The organism is Oscillatoria sp. FACHB-1407 (assembly GCF_014697545.1).
Taxonomy (GTDB): Bacteria; Cyanobacteriota; Cyanobacteriia; order Elainellales; family Elainellaceae; genus FACHB-1407.
Genome location: NZ_JACJSA010000002.1, coordinates 612,756 through 625,939, shown reverse-complemented (window position 1 = coordinate 625,939; position 13,184 = coordinate 612,756). Strand labels below are relative to the sequence as shown.

The following is a 13,184-nucleotide window of genomic DNA, read 5'->3' as shown; positions in this document are numbered from 1 at the left end:
TGTCTAAATCGCGGGTCGTTAAAGATCATGAATTCAACGACTATGTTTATTATTCCTACGCTAAAAAGTACACACATGGGTACTGTCAGGCTCTTCACAAGTGACTGACGATCAACTTGAGTTATAGGAAATAGACATGGTTAAAAAGTTACCCCTGGGTTGGCTGCGCGATTATCCCGACTTTAGAGACTACACTCCAGAACACGACACAATTCAACCCCTGCTTGATAAAGTCGGCGTAGCCCCCACGACAAAACTGGCAAAAAAAGATCTCCCTTCATCGGTTGATCTCAGAGCCTGGTTTCCCCCGATTGAAGACCAGGGCGGTATTGGCTCCTGCACTGCCAACGCGGGAGTAGCTCTGGTGGAATATTTTGAGAAACGAGCTTGTGGCAAGCACATTGATGCTTCGCGTTTATTTCTCTACAAAGTCACCCGCAAATTGCTGAATTTTGAGGGGGATACGGGAGCTTTTTTAAGAACCACGATTGGGGCAATGGCATTGTTTGGCGTGCCCCCAGAGCAATATTGGGCATACACCGATGACCTGGAAAAGTATGACGAAGAACCTCCTGCTTTTTGTTACGCCTTTGCTCAAAACTATCAGGCAATCAGTTATTTTCGGCTCGATCCACCGGGCTATCCCAAAGATAAGTTGGTTATCCGCATCAAGGATTTGCTGTCCTGCAATATTCCCTCCATGTTTGGATTTTCCGTTTATAGTTCGCTTTGGGATGCTGTCGATGGGAAGATCCCTTTCCCGTCAAGCCGCGAGAAACTAGAAGGCGGACATGCGGTTGTCGCCGTGGGCTATGACGACAAGATCACCATTACCAATCCCAACCCCGGTGGTAGCACCAGCAAAGGGGCGTTTCTAATTCGCAACTCGTGGGGCGAATCGTGGGGCGATCGCGGCTATGGCTGGTTACCCTATGAGTATGTTGCCAAAGGACTGGCAGATGATTGGTGGTCGCTGCTCAAAGCCGAATGGGTTGATACAGAGCCGTTTTTGTCTGACAGTTAGCATCCACCTCTACCATGTCGATTCAAACACCCGATTGGGTCAAACAGGCAGTCTTCTACCAAATCTTTCCCGATCGCTTCTCGAAAGGGGTGCAACCGTTGCGCCGCTTTTTGAGTACCATTCCCTTTGAGGCATGGGAAAACCCACCCACGTTGCAAGGCTACAAAGGAGGAGATCTGTGGGGGGTGATCGAACGGCTCGATTACCTGCAAGACCTGGGCATCAACGCCATCTATTTCACCCCCATCTTTCAGTCAGCGAGCAACCATCGTTATCACACCCACGACTATTACCAGGTTGATCCTCTGTTAGGGGGCAATTTAGCCTTTGAGAAATTGCTGGAAGCGGCTCATCAGCGAAACATTCGAGTCGTGTTGGATGGCGTGTTTAATCATGCCAGTCGCGGGTTTTTCTTCTTTCACGACATTCTCGAAAACGGTCCCTATTCTCCCTGGCTTGACTGGTTCAAGATTGAGGGTTGGCCTCTCTCTGCATACGATGGCAGTCTTCCAGCCAATTATGTTGGGTGGGCGGGCAATCGCGCCCTACCGCAGTTCAATCACGAGAATCCTGCCGTGCGAGAATATCTGATGGAAGTGGCAGAGTTTTGGCTGCGGTGTGGCATTGATGGATGGCGGTTAGATGTGCCGAATGAAATCACCGCTCCTGGCTTTTGGCAAGAGTTTCGTAGTCGGGTCAAAGCGATTAATCCAGAGGCTTACATTGTTGGCGAGATCTGGGAGGATGCACGGCATTGGCTCGATGGCACCCAGTTTGATGGCGTGATGAATTACCTGTTTGCGGCACCCACGATCGCCTTTACTGCGGGCGATCGCGTTGACCGTAGCCAATTCCGAGATCCGTCTTATCAGCCCTTTCCTGCCCTATCTGCCGAGGGCTACGCGCAAAAAATTGAGGCATTGCTGCAACTCTATCCCTGGGAGATTCAACTGACACAGCTTAACCTGCTTGCCAGTCACGACACGGCACGGTTGTTAACAATCGCCCAGGAAGATATCGCCAGTGTAGAGTTGGCAACCTTACTGTTGTTAACCTTTCCTGGCGCACCCAGCATCTATTACGGTGATGAAGTAGGGCTACCGGGGGCACTCGACCCTGATAGTCGTCGTGCTTTTCCTGCCGAAGCCCAATGGAATCAAATGGTATTGAACTGTCATCGGCAGTTGATTCACTTGCGGCATCAATATTCGGCTCTCCGCACAGGGAGTTATCGAGTGCTGTTGGCTCAGGGCGATGTCTATGTGTTTGCGCGATCGCTAGATACCGAAACCGTGATTGTTGCCGTCAATACCGGCACAGAACCTGCCCAAGTTCGCTTTGGCCTGGATGAGGCGATTACTTCTAGCCGAGTTGTGTTTGGGTCAGGGGCGATCGCCCACGAAGGCAATTATTTCTCTCTCTCTCTACCTGCGCGATCGGGTCTGATCGGAGTATGAGAAAACTATCGGATCATCGCTTCTAGAGCGTTTTGCAAGTCCTGCGTCAGCGTGGTTACAGCTTGACGACGATTAGCCTGGTAGGCATCCCAACGGGCAGAAATATCTAAGGGTTCGCCAACCGTCATCCGAACTCGTTGTTTCCCCAGATAAGGGCGCGGAAACGAGGGTTTGTTGGTGAGGCGGGCGATCGTCTCCCACAGCAGTAACAGGGTTTCAGCAAAGCGATCGACCGTTGGTTTTTCGCGCACATAACGCCCGGTGACGCTGACAAAACTCTCGACCAGACGCATGTGCCAGAGTCGCAAGTTGGTTTCCTCAGCAATGCGATCGCCCAATCCTCGATCGACCGGGGGCAAAGCTTCAATCTACTTGAAGTCTTCGCGATAGATCCAGTCCCACCCCGCCTGCTCTAAGCGACGACAGCGATCGGTGAGGGAGCCTTTTGGTGAGAGGGCAAAGAACTGTTCAGCAACGGCCAACGCGGTGTTGAGCAACGTTTGCAGTCGAGCAGCCAATTGCTCGTTAGCAGATTGCGCTGAGGTAGGCCCATTGGCTATTTCCTGGGGTTTTGCGGGAATCGGCTGATGATAAAACTTGCGATAAAACTCTTCCATCAAGGTCAACAAATGTTCGCTAAGGCGATAGAGCCGTTGATAGAGGACTGATTCTTGTTCAGCCGTCAAGGTGGCTCCATCTTGCAAGTCAGGCAATTCCATCTGGGTCGCTAGACCACTTTCCAATTCCAGTTGATAGAGCAGTTGATTGATCCGTGCCCATGGTGCAGCGATGTAGTGATATTGAATGCCAATCGGGATGATGAGAACCTGCTGCGATCGCCCCTCTTTCAATAAGTCCTCAATACACCAGAAGCCAAACTGAGCAATGCCCGGTTCAATAGGGCTGACAATTTCGTTGTGCCCATTAGTAGCTCCCTCTGGTGCAGCAGCGATAGGAAAGTCTGCGTTGACAAAGCGATCGCGAATCGAGCGCAACGCCATCAAATCTACTTTGCCCCGACGAATGGGAATACCACCCAATCGGGAATAGAGCCACCCGACGGCTTGACCTGCCCAGAGCGGAATGCCGCGATCGTAAATGAAGTGGGCATGACAACGAGCGGCATTGAGGCGAATTCCTTTTTGGCGAGCCACACGGGGAACGGCTTCCCACAGTAGATGCGCCATACACAGTGGGTCGTTAGTGCTGGGATGGCGAAATGCCAACAAAAATCGAGTTTTGCCCTCCTGAAATTGGCGATAATGCTCCACCAGGCTCTCGACATTTTCAAGGTCAATCTGGCTCACATGGGCACCCCACTGCCGATACCAGGGCATCAGCGATCGCACTCCTCGAAACACCAGGGGGTCAAACGCTGGGGGAATAAACGCCAGAGGGGGTTGAGCTTGAGTTGCGAGAGTAGCCATGAGAACCAGGTAAGGGTATAAAACTATTCCACAAGATTACTCAGTTTGATTCCGTTTTAGGGGTCAATTAGGACAGTCCTTGAGTAGAAAAGCAATTGTTATAATTTGGCTCAGACGGTTGCTCTCTCAAGCACAGCGATGAACGAGCCTTCCAACAATTCAGATACTGCTGATTTGCGATCGCCCCTGCAATCAGAACTCGTTTGGACGGGCAAGTATGACGAGCATGGCGATCGCTCCTCACCCATGAAACTTGGGGTAAAGCATCGCTTTTACGGGAACTCCGTGATGTAGGTGGCGATCGACTACCGCAGATACCTCCTTTGGCGAAACCCGGTTATACCAAATCTCATCAGGCAGAATCAACACCATCGGACCACTGCCACACTGCCCTAAACAACCACTTGCAATCACTTCAACATCAGCAACTGGAGCGTTTTGAAAAGCAGCTAAAACTTTTGCGGAACCGCCTTTGCGGCAGGCTTTGCTCTGGCAAATTAAAACAGTTCTCAAAGGGAAAACCCTACACGAAGTGTCACCCTTCAATTATGACAAACGGTCAGAAAGGGAGTAGGGAGTGGGGAATAGGGAGTCGGGAGAGGCGTGGTTTATCGCGTCTGCAAGGGGAATGGGAAGTAAGGGAGGGAGTGCAGAGTAAATCAAATGACCATGGACAATTGACGATTGACTACTGACCATCAACCATTGACGCCTGACCATTGACGATTGACCGTTAACTCAGCACTCAGCCCTCAGCACTCTCTAAGCTCCAATTCTATAAAGCCCCCCTGAGTAATCTGCCAGATACACGTTCCCTTGCTCATCTTGCCCAAAGGTTGAGATGCTGTAGTCGGTGTCGGTTAGCAAGCCGTTTTCCCACAAGTTGCCGTTGCGACGCAGACCCCACACCCTGCCTGTGATGAAGTCACCATAGAAGTAGACTCCTTGCAAAGTAGGGTTGGCGGAACTGCGATGAACAAAACCTCCCGTGATTGAACTGCCAAGGGAGCGACCATATTCAGCGACGGGTAGGGTTAAGCCTGCAATGCTACCAGCGTAGTTGTTGTAGCGTTGTGATCCCTCCATCAGTCGCCAGCCATAGTTTTGTCCTCCAGGGCTATTAGCAGACTGGAAGTTAACTTCTTCAAGCGCACCTTGCCCCACGTCACCCATGTAGAGATCTCCCGTTTGGCGATCGAACGAAAACCGCCAGGGGTTCCGCAGTCCATATGCCCAAATCTCGTCGCGGAAGGCATTGCTCGGATCATTGGTTGCCGTAAAGGGGTTGCTGCTGGGAATCGTGTAGGTTGTTACACCGGGAGATTCAACGTCAATTCGTAGCAGTTTCCCTAATAAGGACGTGCCCGTTTGAGCATTGTTGTTGGGATCACCGCCGCCACCCCCATCCCCTGTAGCAATGTAGAGAAAGCCATCGGGACCAAAGGCGAGTTGTCCACCGTTGTGGTTGGCATAGGTAGGATGGTTCAACGGTAAAACAATTTCCTCACTGTTTGGATTAGCTACATTGGCAGAGGTGATGCGATACCGAGCCACAACGTTATTACCTGCGTTGTTGGTGTAGTAGACGTAGAAGTGCCCCTTGTTAGCGTAATCGGGGGGAAAGGCAACACTCAGTAAGCCTTGTTCACCCACGTTGAGGGAGCGATCGCTAATATCCAGAAACGGGGTAGGTAATAGGGAACCATTCTGCAAAATGCGAATTTGTCCGTCCTGTTCCACGATAAACAGGCGGTTAGTACCATCTCCGGCATGGGTAACGTAAACAGGTTGATTCAACCCTGTAATCACGGGCTGAAGCGTAATGCCAGTGGGAAATGGTGTTGTGGGGGTTGGGCTGGAACTCGGTGTCGCAGCCACAGACAGTTGATAGCTAGTACTGGCAGTAGGAGTGCCGGGAAAGACATGCAAATAGTAATTTCCGGCAGCGAGTGAAGTATTGATTGCTTCTGTCGTTGTGCCTGGATTGGTAGAAGCCTGCAACACAGAGCCATCGCCGCTCAAGAGTTGGATATTGGCATCAGATGCTAAGTTGCTCAGTCCAACGGTCAGTTGACTGGCACTGGCAACGCTGAATTTGTAATAGTCGCTGCGATCGCTCCTACCCACCCAATCTTGCACTGAGGCATTGCCAACTATCCCCAGATCTTGAGCCGATGAGAGAGTATCACCTGCTGCATCGGCATAAGCTGAGAGCTTCATGGCGTACCGCGTTCCTCGTTGCCCACCAAACACGCGAATGAAGTAAGTTCCTGCCAGTAGGGTGCGAAAGATCGAATCGGGGCGATTGCCTGGACGGGCAGAAGTTTGAAGCACCCGTCCTCGTTGATTCAAAAGTTGCAGATTCGCATTCGTCGTCAACCCACTGAGTTCGAGGTTGAGGCTAGTGGTGCGATCGAGGCGAACTCGATAGAAGTCGTTGGAATCACCACCGCCAATCACATCCCGAAAGACTTGATCTCTGGCGATCGCATTAATTGACCTGGCAGCCCGCAATCGATTACCCGCCCTATCTCTAGCCATACCGACTCCTGCTGTAAATTCAGCATTCTTCTGATGAAGCCATCTGCGATATGACTTCCATTACAGATGAGAGTTTCAAAATCCGCCAAAGTTTTACAAAAGTTCCAAACCTCTGCCTGGTTAAGCGTCAGTGGTCAATGGTTAAGCGTCAATGGTTATTTTTTACCTTACTCCTCTACTCCTTCACCCCATCCACTCACCTAGCCCCACACCCCACTCCCTACTCCCTATTCCCCACTCCCTATTTCCCCTACATCCTCTGCCGCAACACAGTCAGCAACTTTGTAAACACTTCTGGAGGAGGGGCGATCGCCTCAATCCACTCACCACTGACCGGATGTTGCAGGGTCAACTTCCAGGCGTGGAGAGCCTGTCCGGGTAAGTTGACTCCGACCGATCGCCCTGCTCCATAGACTGGATCACCCACGACCGGATGCCCTATGTGAGCCGAATGGACTCGAATCTGATGAGTTCGCCCCGTTTCGAGTTGAAACCGTATTAGCGTAAAGTTTCCCAACCGCTCTTTCACTAACCAATGGGTTACGGCGCGTCTACCTCCCTTCTCCTCAGGCACGATCGCCATCTTTTTGCGATCGACGGGATGTCGCCCAATCGGTAAGTCGATCGTGCCGCTCTCCCCTTTGGGAGCACCGTACACCACGGCTAGATAGTCTCGTCGGGCGGTTTTGGCTTTGAACTGGGCTTGCAAACTATGATGCGCCTGATCCGTTTTGGCAATGGCGATCGCCCCAGTCGTGTCTTTATCTAATCGATGCACGATTCCCGGACGCTGCACTCCCCCAATGCCTACTAAATTGGGGCAGTGTGCCAATAGGGCATTCACCAAGGTTCCCTCAGCGTGTCCGGGGGCGGGATGCACAACCAACCCAGCGGGTTTGTTGAGAATCAGGAGGTCATCATCCTCGTACAAAATATCGAGGGGAATGGATTCCGGTTGCAGATCCAACGGAACTGCCGGGGGAACCTCAACATGAATGCGATCGCCCGATTGCACCGTTGCCTTCTTGGAGGTACACACTTCCCCGTTGACCCAGACTTGCCCCTGCTCAATCAACTTTTGCAGGCGCGATCGCGACAGATCGGGGAGTTGATCTGCCAAAAAGCGATCGAGTCGTTCGCTACCGCCATTCACTTGGACATCAATTGAGTCAGTCAAGCCAACCATCCACTTGCAACCCCAAATTTTACAGAGCTTTCAAGGTTGCCTGAGCCAGCGTGTATGCCTCCATGTATTCCTTGCCACCCAACATCACATCCCCGTAATACTCGTAGGGTTGGCTGCCATACACGGGCAGGGGCGGGTCCTCTGGATAGTCTTCTTGAGCCTCTTCGATCGCCGCTTTGAGTTGCTTGACACTCAGCCGTTGTGCCCCAAAGTAATGCACATCTTTGGCTGATTTATTGAGATAGGGAAACGTTGGGTCAATCACGCGATCGCCCACCTCAATCCAGCCATGCTCAATGATTTTGGCAGATTTGCCCGCCAGGATGGCAAACCCTTGAACGTAAGTGGCTCCATCGGTTGCGAGTGCGGCTCGATGGGCATTTTCAAATGGGGTTTTAGCTTTACTTTTGATCTGTTGAGCGACCTCAACCGAGAGCGTTTCATCCAGGGAATAGGTCATGCAGCGTCATGCTCCAGCCAGCAAACACACTTGCAAAGTATAGCGTTCTCAATGCATCAGGAATCACTACACGGGTGTCTGACTTAAGAAAGCCTATAGAAATGATCTGATTAGAATTGAGAAGAGCTTGTGCAACCCCGATACCGTTTCTCTAAATTTTGGCTACACATCAATGTTTTGTAAGGGCGTTTGGCGAAACACCCCTACTGTGTTTATGGTTCTCATTTTGGGACTGGGTATGACTCATCATTTGAGCGATCGCAACTGAATTCATTCAAAGAGGACTGTTGTTATGCATAAGAGCCAGCTAGCAGGTTTCATCATTGATTGTCAAACGGATGCTCTCGATCAAGCTGCCAAATTTTGGAGCCAGGCACTCGGTTATCCGATCAAACATTCAACCGCTCCCGAAGAGGCTAATTATCGATCATTAATGACTCATCCCAATGAACCTTACATTGAGTTGCAAAAGGTTGATCATCCCGGTCGAGTTCACCTCGATATTGAAACCGACAACATCGAGGCAGAGGTGCAGCGATTGGAGGAATTGGGTGCAACTCGCGTAAAACAGATGCCTAGCTGGTGGGTGATGGAGGCTCCAACAGGGCATCGGTTCTGTGTAGTGCAGATGAAAAAAGATCTATAAGCCTGCACTCTGTTTCACCTCTTCTATCTCCTGCCTTCTGCTTGCGTTCGACCGCGATCGCGCCGAGGTCTGCCTCCTGATTTCTGTCGAGTTGGTGAGCTTACCGAACCGCTACCTCCTGTTTTCTGCCTTCCCCCGTGAGGCGATCGCCCCTGATTTGCCGAAGAAGTGCCCACAGAGGGAGTTGTAGATGTCGGTTCATACCCAACAACCACATCCTGAGGTAGTGTTTGTTTGAGCAATCGCTCGATGTCCTTGAGCAGTGGATATTCGTCAGCACAAACTAGGGAAACTGCCCGTCCTTCATTGCCTGCTCGACCCGTGCGACCGATACGGTGAACGTAATCTTCTGGGACATTAGGCAATTCAAAGTTGACCACGTGGGGCAGTTGGTCAATATCTAACCCACGCGATGCCACGTCCGTTGCGACCAAAACTCGCACTTTGCCTTGCTTGAAGTCGTTGAGGGCACGAGTCCGTGCGGCTTGGGTTTTGTTGCCGTGAATCGCGGTGGATTTCAGCCCATCCTTTGCCAACTGCTCAGCCAGTCGATTAGCTCCATGTTTGGTGCGTGTGAACACCAACACCTGTCTCCAGTTGTGAAACCCAATCAGATAAGACAATAATTCGCGTTTGCGATCGCGATCGACTGGATGAACCACCTGCTCCACTTGTTCAGCCGCCGTGTTGCGTGGGGCTACTTCGATCAACACAGGCGAATCGAGCAGCGTATTTGCCAGCGTTTGAATTGGCTTACTAAAGGTGGCAGAAAACATTAGCGTTTGCCGTTCAACAGGCAGCTTTGCCAAAATTTTGCGGATGTCATGGATAAAGCCCATATCCAACATGCGATCGCACTCATCCAGCACCAAAATCTCGACTTGAGAGAGATCCAACGTGCGTTGCGTCACGTGATCGAGCAATCGCCCTGGGGTTCCAACCAGAATATCAATGCCTTTGCGGAGGGTTTGAACTTGCGGTTCCATCCCAACCCCGCCATAAATGACGGTCGATCGCAGTGACAGATATTTGCCATAGGCTCTCACACTATCGCCAATCTGTGCCGCCAATTCACGAGTTGGGGTCAAGATCAGCGCACGCGGTGAACGTCGTCCATTCGCAGTTTTGCTGGCACTGAGCCGTTGCAACAATGGCAGCGTAAAACCCGCCGTTTTGCCTGTTCCTGTTTGGGCACTCGCCAAGATATCACGCCCTTGCAACGCCGCAGGAATCGCTTGCTGTTGAATTGGAGTTGGCTCTGTATAGCCCTCTTCCGCTACAGCACGAAGCAGATCGGTCGTCAGACCGAGAGTTTGAAATGTCATGGATGCTAATTGCTCCGAATGGTGCCCCTACCCCACAGGAAATGCTGGGACCAGTCTAAGAGCAGGAATTCTGTAGTTTTAGGTGCGTGGTTCGCTGAACCCGTTTCTAAACGCCAGCAACAGACCGGAATGCACTGGCAGAATCTCATCCTAACAGAACCTTACAAAAATTGAGAGTTGGTATCTGAAAAGAAAGGTGTGCTGTTCTAGAATAACTGTGCTGAGTGAGCAAGATCTGGTAGGGTTTTAGGGCAGTTTTAAAACAGTATTGAGATGAGTGTAGAGTCACTGAAAGGGCGAGATCTGCTGAGCCTTGCTGATTTAACAACCGACGAGACGCTTGCTCTGTTAACATTAGCAGCGCAACTCAAGTCAAAACAAGTTAATCCACGCTGTAACAAAGTTTTGGGATTACTGTTTCAAAAAGCATCCACCCGGACACGGGTCAGCTTTTCAGTGGCAATCTACCAACTCGGAGGGCAAGTGCTCGACCTCAATGCCAGTGTCACCCAGGTTAGCCGAGGAGAGCCAACCATCGACACGGCGCGAGTGCTCGATCGCTACCTCGATATTGTAGCCATTCGCACCTTTGCTCAGGCTGAGATCGAAACCTTTGCTCACTACGCCAAAATTCCCGTGATCAATGCGCTAACGGATTTAGAGCACCCCTGTCAGGCACTGGCAGACCTGCTCACGGTGCAGGAGGAGTTTGGCAGTTTAGAAGGGTTGACCCTGACCTACGTAGGGGATGGCAACAATGTCGCTCACTCGCTGATATTGGGATGCGCTCTCGTCGGCATGAACGTACGAATTGCCTGCCCACCTGACTATCAGCCTGATCCTGCCGTTGTGGCACGAGCACAGGCGATCGCGGGCGATCGCACCCAAGTTCTAATTACGGATGATCCGGTCGTAGCGGCAAAAGGAGCTCATGCGCTTTACACCGATGTCTGGGCCAGTATGGGGCAAGAAGACCTCGCCGCCACTCGGATTCCGGTGTTTCAACCCTATCAACTGAATGAAACGTTGTTATCCTATGCAGACCCGAAGGCGATCGTGTTGCACTGCCTGCCTGCTCATCGTGGCGAAGAAATTACCGAAGGCGTTATGGAAGGCGAGCAGTCTCGTATTTGGGATCAAGCCGAAAACCGTCTTCATGCCCAAAAAGCCCTGTTGGTAAGTCTGTTAGGGGCGGATTAATCCCAGTTTTTGGCAGTTTAGTTTTTGCTTGAGGGAGGCAGGTATGCTGAGTGCCCATCTACCTCCCTTGTTGTGATCTACAGTGTATACATATCTCTTGTATCAACCTCAAAATCCTGCATTTGCCCCCCAACCCCCCAAAATTGGGGGGCTTCCGATCCGCCTCATATAGCTCCAAAGTTCCCCAGAATGGGGGATTTAGGGGGCTGAGAGAACTTGTGTATACACGGTCGCTGGATGTGAGTGAGGTCTATTGGCTGAGAAATGGGTGGCGGTGTGAGGCAAATTCGCTTCTGGAGTCATCGCGTCTGTCTGTGATAGCTGCCACTCCAACTCCCAACAACGCCCCCAACAACAATCCCAAACCAACACTGCGTCCTGGATGAGTTGTGAACTCAACATGCTGCCTTACTTCTGGCTGTAAAACCTCTGGAGGTGCCACTAAGTTCCATGAATTCTCCAAACCCGTCAGAGCTTCCAAGTATTGCCGCTCAGCCGAGTATTGCTCAAGCAGTTCATTTGCATCGTCTAACTGCCGTTGTAGGTGAGCGTATTGTTCTAATGCGATCGCTGGTTGTGAAGTACGTTGATTAAGAATTCGATTTAACTGATCCAGTGTTTGTTGATGTAAGCTCAAAATCTCAACTTGATGAGTAACCTCGACCCATTGCTTCACATCTGAAAGCTGACTTGTTAAAGGAGTTGGTTGACCAATCACATAGTTGAGGATGAAGTGGTTAGAAACAGTATTCGTTTCCTCCTTCAGTTGTGCCAAAAGGGCTTGATATTGCGCGTACAACGGTTGCAAATGATTTTGTCGAATTTGAGGTTGTTGCAGTTCTTCTGCAATCGAATTCTCTACTGATCGCAATTGCTCCATCAACACCTGATAGCGGGTATTGTGCATTAACAAACCCTTGGCACTAAAGGGATAGGCTTGCTGTCCCAGTTGTAGTGTTAACTGATTGACCTGTTTGCGGGCTGCCTCTAATTTGGCTCGGTTTTGCGCAATTCGTTGATTGAGTTGGGTTTTGAGTGCCAGAGTTTGCTGCTGTTGAGCTTGCAGTTTTGAAATTTGGTGTTGCTGTTGAAACTGATTCACATTGGCTTGCAATGCCGTAATGCGAGTTTGAATCGAGGACATCTGCATTTCAATAAATTCAAGTTTATGACAGGCCTGAGCTATGCAAGACTCGTTATCATTTGTGTAAACCTCAGACATCGTCTCTAAAACCGCTTGCAGTTGCTTAGCGTCATTGGTGTGATAGCTGACTTCAACTACATTGGGGTTGTTGGTTGGAGCGATTTTGAGACGATTGACCAGTGATGTGTAGTCAATATTAATACCCTCAGCTTGTAGCTGAGCGATCGCCGATTCAAGCATGGTGCGGCTAGTCAATACCTCCATTCGCTGCTCTAAATTGATAGTCGGAGGAGCGATCGCAGAATAGGACTGAGATTGAGTCGCTACTGCAACAGTATCGGTTGCGGAGGTTGCTGCACTGGTTGTCAGGTAAAATCGTCCCTCGTGTTGAGAAATAGGCTGCGTTAGGATTTTTGCTAACCCTGCCGAACCAACGGCGATTGCAACACCCGCGATCGCGATCGTTTGATGCTGTTTGAGAGCCTGCAACCAGCTATTCACTGGCGCATCAGGCGAAACTACATCAACGTCACAAGAGCCAACCTGCAAAATGGGTTCGACTGGTGTAGCTACCATCCCTAATAACCCCTTAAATGTTTAAAGGCGAGTTAATTCAGCTTTAACGGACTTCTTCCCAAACATACAGGGTTTCGTCAGAGAACCAGGAAAAAAAACGGGCGACTATTTACCTCAATCAGATAATAACGTCAAGAGGTTTTACATTATTCCAAGGCTTGTTCTACAGCAGTGTGCCAGCTAGTTCAGTACAAGGGG

The 13,184-nt window shown here is 50.6% G+C and carries 15 protein-coding genes; 6 read left to right on the top strand and 9 right to left on the bottom strand.

Features of this window, described 5'->3' with window-relative positions; genetic code table 11:
• The first annotated feature begins 136 nt into the window (after positions 1 to 136).
• Both H6G89_RS05900 and H6G89_RS05895 read left to right on the top strand, forming a co-directional pair.
• A complete protein-coding gene (locus H6G89_RS05900; protein ID WP_190504317.1) occupies positions 137 to 1,024 on the top strand; it encodes a C1 family peptidase in 888 nt (295 codons plus the stop codon).
• A 14-nt stretch (positions 1,025 to 1,038) separates the two neighbouring features.
• Positions 1,039 to 2,481 carry a glycoside hydrolase family 13 protein gene (locus H6G89_RS05895; RefSeq protein WP_190504316.1) on the top strand — a complete coding sequence of 481 codons (1,443 nt, stop codon included), beginning with the start codon at positions 1,039 to 1,041 and terminating at the stop codon, positions 2,479 to 2,481.
• Between the two features lie 5 nt (positions 2,482 to 2,486).
• On the opposite strand, the gene H6G89_RS36200 is transcribed toward H6G89_RS05895, so the two are convergent.
• A complete protein-coding gene (locus H6G89_RS36200; RefSeq protein WP_309229642.1) occupies positions 2,487 to 2,840 on the bottom strand; it encodes a hypothetical protein in 354 nt (117 codons plus the stop codon).
• Positions 2,841 to 2,849: 9 nt separating this feature from the next.
• Positions 2,850 to 3,908, bottom strand: coding sequence for a 1-acyl-sn-glycerol-3-phosphate acyltransferase (locus tag H6G89_RS05890; protein ID WP_309229641.1), 1,059 nt, complete (start codon positions 3,906 to 3,908; stop codon positions 2,850 to 2,852).
• A gap of 138 nt (positions 3,909 to 4,046) precedes the next feature.
• Here H6G89_RS05890 and H6G89_RS05885 point away from each other — a divergent pair, with 138 nt between their 5' ends.
• Positions 4,047 to 4,202, top strand: a complete 156-nt coding sequence (locus H6G89_RS05885; RefSeq protein ID WP_190504404.1) for a hypothetical protein — start codon at positions 4,047 to 4,049, stop codon at positions 4,200 to 4,202.
• Here the strand turns inward: H6G89_RS05885 and H6G89_RS05880 are convergent.
• The 3 genes from H6G89_RS05880 to H6G89_RS05870 are packed head-to-tail and all read right to left on the bottom strand — an operon-like array spanning position 4,149 to position 6,449.
• Positions 4,149 to 4,421: a (2Fe-2S) ferredoxin domain-containing protein gene (locus H6G89_RS05880; RefSeq protein WP_190504315.1), complete on the bottom strand. Its 273-nt coding sequence runs from the start codon at positions 4,419 to 4,421 to the stop codon at positions 4,149 to 4,151. The two genes, H6G89_RS05885 and H6G89_RS05880, sit on opposite strands and share 54 nt — an antisense overlap.
• Positions 4,422 to 4,454: 33 nt before the next feature.
• On the bottom strand, positions 4,455 to 4,628 hold the full coding sequence (locus tag H6G89_RS05875; RefSeq protein ID WP_190504314.1) for a hypothetical protein: 174 nt from the start codon (positions 4,626 to 4,628) through the stop codon (positions 4,455 to 4,457).
• A gap of 42 nt (positions 4,629 to 4,670) precedes the next feature.
• On the bottom strand, positions 4,671 to 6,449 hold the full coding sequence (locus H6G89_RS05870) for a PQQ-dependent sugar dehydrogenase (RefSeq protein ID WP_190504313.1): 1,779 nt from the start codon (positions 6,447 to 6,449) through the stop codon (positions 4,671 to 4,673).
• Positions 6,450 to 6,515: 66 nt separating this feature from the next.
• On the opposite strand from H6G89_RS05870, the gene H6G89_RS05865 reads away from it, so the two are divergent.
• The gene (locus tag H6G89_RS05865; protein ID WP_190504312.1) at positions 6,516 to 6,653 is read left to right on the top strand and encodes a hypothetical protein; all 138 of its coding nucleotides are present in this window, start codon (positions 6,516 to 6,518) and stop codon (positions 6,651 to 6,653) included.
• A 46-nt stretch (positions 6,654 to 6,699) separates the two neighbouring features.
• On the opposite strand, the gene H6G89_RS05860 is transcribed toward H6G89_RS05865, so the two are convergent.
• Both H6G89_RS05860 and H6G89_RS05855 read right to left on the bottom strand, forming a co-directional pair.
• On the bottom strand, positions 6,700 to 7,626 hold the full coding sequence (locus H6G89_RS05860) for an RluA family pseudouridine synthase (protein ID WP_375539682.1): 927 nt from the start codon (positions 7,624 to 7,626) through the stop codon (positions 6,700 to 6,702).
• A 28-nt stretch (positions 7,627 to 7,654) separates the two neighbouring features.
• The gene (locus H6G89_RS05855) at positions 7,655 to 8,095 is read right to left on the bottom strand and encodes a hypothetical protein (RefSeq protein ID WP_190504310.1); all 441 of its coding nucleotides are present in this window, start codon (positions 8,093 to 8,095) and stop codon (positions 7,655 to 7,657) included.
• Positions 8,096 to 8,387: 292 nt separating this feature from the next.
• On the opposite strand from H6G89_RS05855, the gene H6G89_RS05850 reads away from it, so the two are divergent.
• Entirely contained in the window at positions 8,388 to 8,741 is a 354-nt protein-coding gene (locus H6G89_RS05850; protein WP_190504309.1) for a VOC family protein, read from the top strand.
• Positions 8,742 to 8,764: 23 nt separating this feature from the next.
• Here H6G89_RS05850 and H6G89_RS05845 read toward each other — a convergent pair whose 3' ends face one another.
• Entirely contained in the window at positions 8,765 to 10,066 is a 1,302-nt protein-coding gene (locus H6G89_RS05845; protein WP_190504308.1) for a DEAD/DEAH box helicase, read from the bottom strand.
• Between the two features lie 273 nt (positions 10,067 to 10,339).
• On the opposite strand from H6G89_RS05845, the gene argF reads away from it, so the two are divergent.
• Complete coding sequence (gene argF, locus H6G89_RS05840) at positions 10,340 to 11,266, top strand: ornithine carbamoyltransferase (RefSeq protein WP_190504307.1); 927 nt, start codon at positions 10,340 to 10,342, stop codon at positions 11,264 to 11,266.
• Positions 11,267 to 11,516: 250 nt separating this feature from the next.
• Here the strand turns inward: argF and H6G89_RS05835 are convergent, their stop codons facing one another.
• Positions 11,517 to 12,986, bottom strand: coding sequence for a hypothetical protein (locus H6G89_RS05835; RefSeq protein WP_190504306.1), 1,470 nt, complete (start codon positions 12,984 to 12,986; stop codon positions 11,517 to 11,519).
• Positions 12,987 to 13,184 lie beyond the last annotated feature (198 nt).

What these genes read in the sequence shown, in the direction of transcription:
- H6G89_RS05900 (WP_190504317.1), top strand. Translation starts at nt 137, where the DNA reads ATGGTTAAAAAGTTACCCCTGGGTTGGCTGCGCGATTATCCCGACTTT.
- H6G89_RS05895 (WP_190504316.1), top strand. Translation starts at nt 1,039, where the DNA reads ATGTCGATTCAAACACCCGATTGGGTCAAACAGGCAGTCTTCTACCAA.
- H6G89_RS05890 (WP_309229641.1), bottom strand. Translation starts at nt 3,908, where the DNA reads ATGGCTACTCTCGCAACTCAAGCTCAACCCCCTCTGGCGTTTATTCCC.
- H6G89_RS05885 (WP_190504404.1), top strand. Translation starts at nt 4,047, where the DNA reads ATGAACGAGCCTTCCAACAATTCAGATACTGCTGATTTGCGATCGCCC.
- H6G89_RS05875 (WP_190504314.1), bottom strand. Translation starts at nt 4,628, where the DNA reads ATGGTCAGGCGTCAATGGTTGATGGTCAGTAGTCAATCGTCAATTGTC.
- H6G89_RS05870 (WP_190504313.1), bottom strand. Translation starts at nt 6,449, where the DNA reads ATGGCTAGAGATAGGGCGGGTAATCGATTGCGGGCTGCCAGGTCAATT.
- H6G89_RS05865 (WP_190504312.1), top strand. Translation starts at nt 6,516, where the DNA reads ATGAGAGTTTCAAAATCCGCCAAAGTTTTACAAAAGTTCCAAACCTCT.
- H6G89_RS05855 (WP_190504310.1), bottom strand. Translation starts at nt 8,095, where the DNA reads ATGACCTATTCCCTGGATGAAACGCTCTCGGTTGAGGTCGCTCAACAG.
- H6G89_RS05850 (WP_190504309.1), top strand. Translation starts at nt 8,388, where the DNA reads ATGCATAAGAGCCAGCTAGCAGGTTTCATCATTGATTGTCAAACGGAT.
- H6G89_RS05845 (WP_190504308.1), bottom strand. Translation starts at nt 10,066, where the DNA reads ATGACATTTCAAACTCTCGGTCTGACGACCGATCTGCTTCGTGCTGTA.
- argF (WP_190504307.1), top strand. Translation starts at nt 10,340, where the DNA reads ATGAGTGTAGAGTCACTGAAAGGGCGAGATCTGCTGAGCCTTGCTGAT.
- H6G89_RS05835 (WP_190504306.1), bottom strand. Translation starts at nt 12,986, where the DNA reads ATGGTAGCTACACCAGTCGAACCCATTTTGCAGGTTGGCTCTTGTGAC.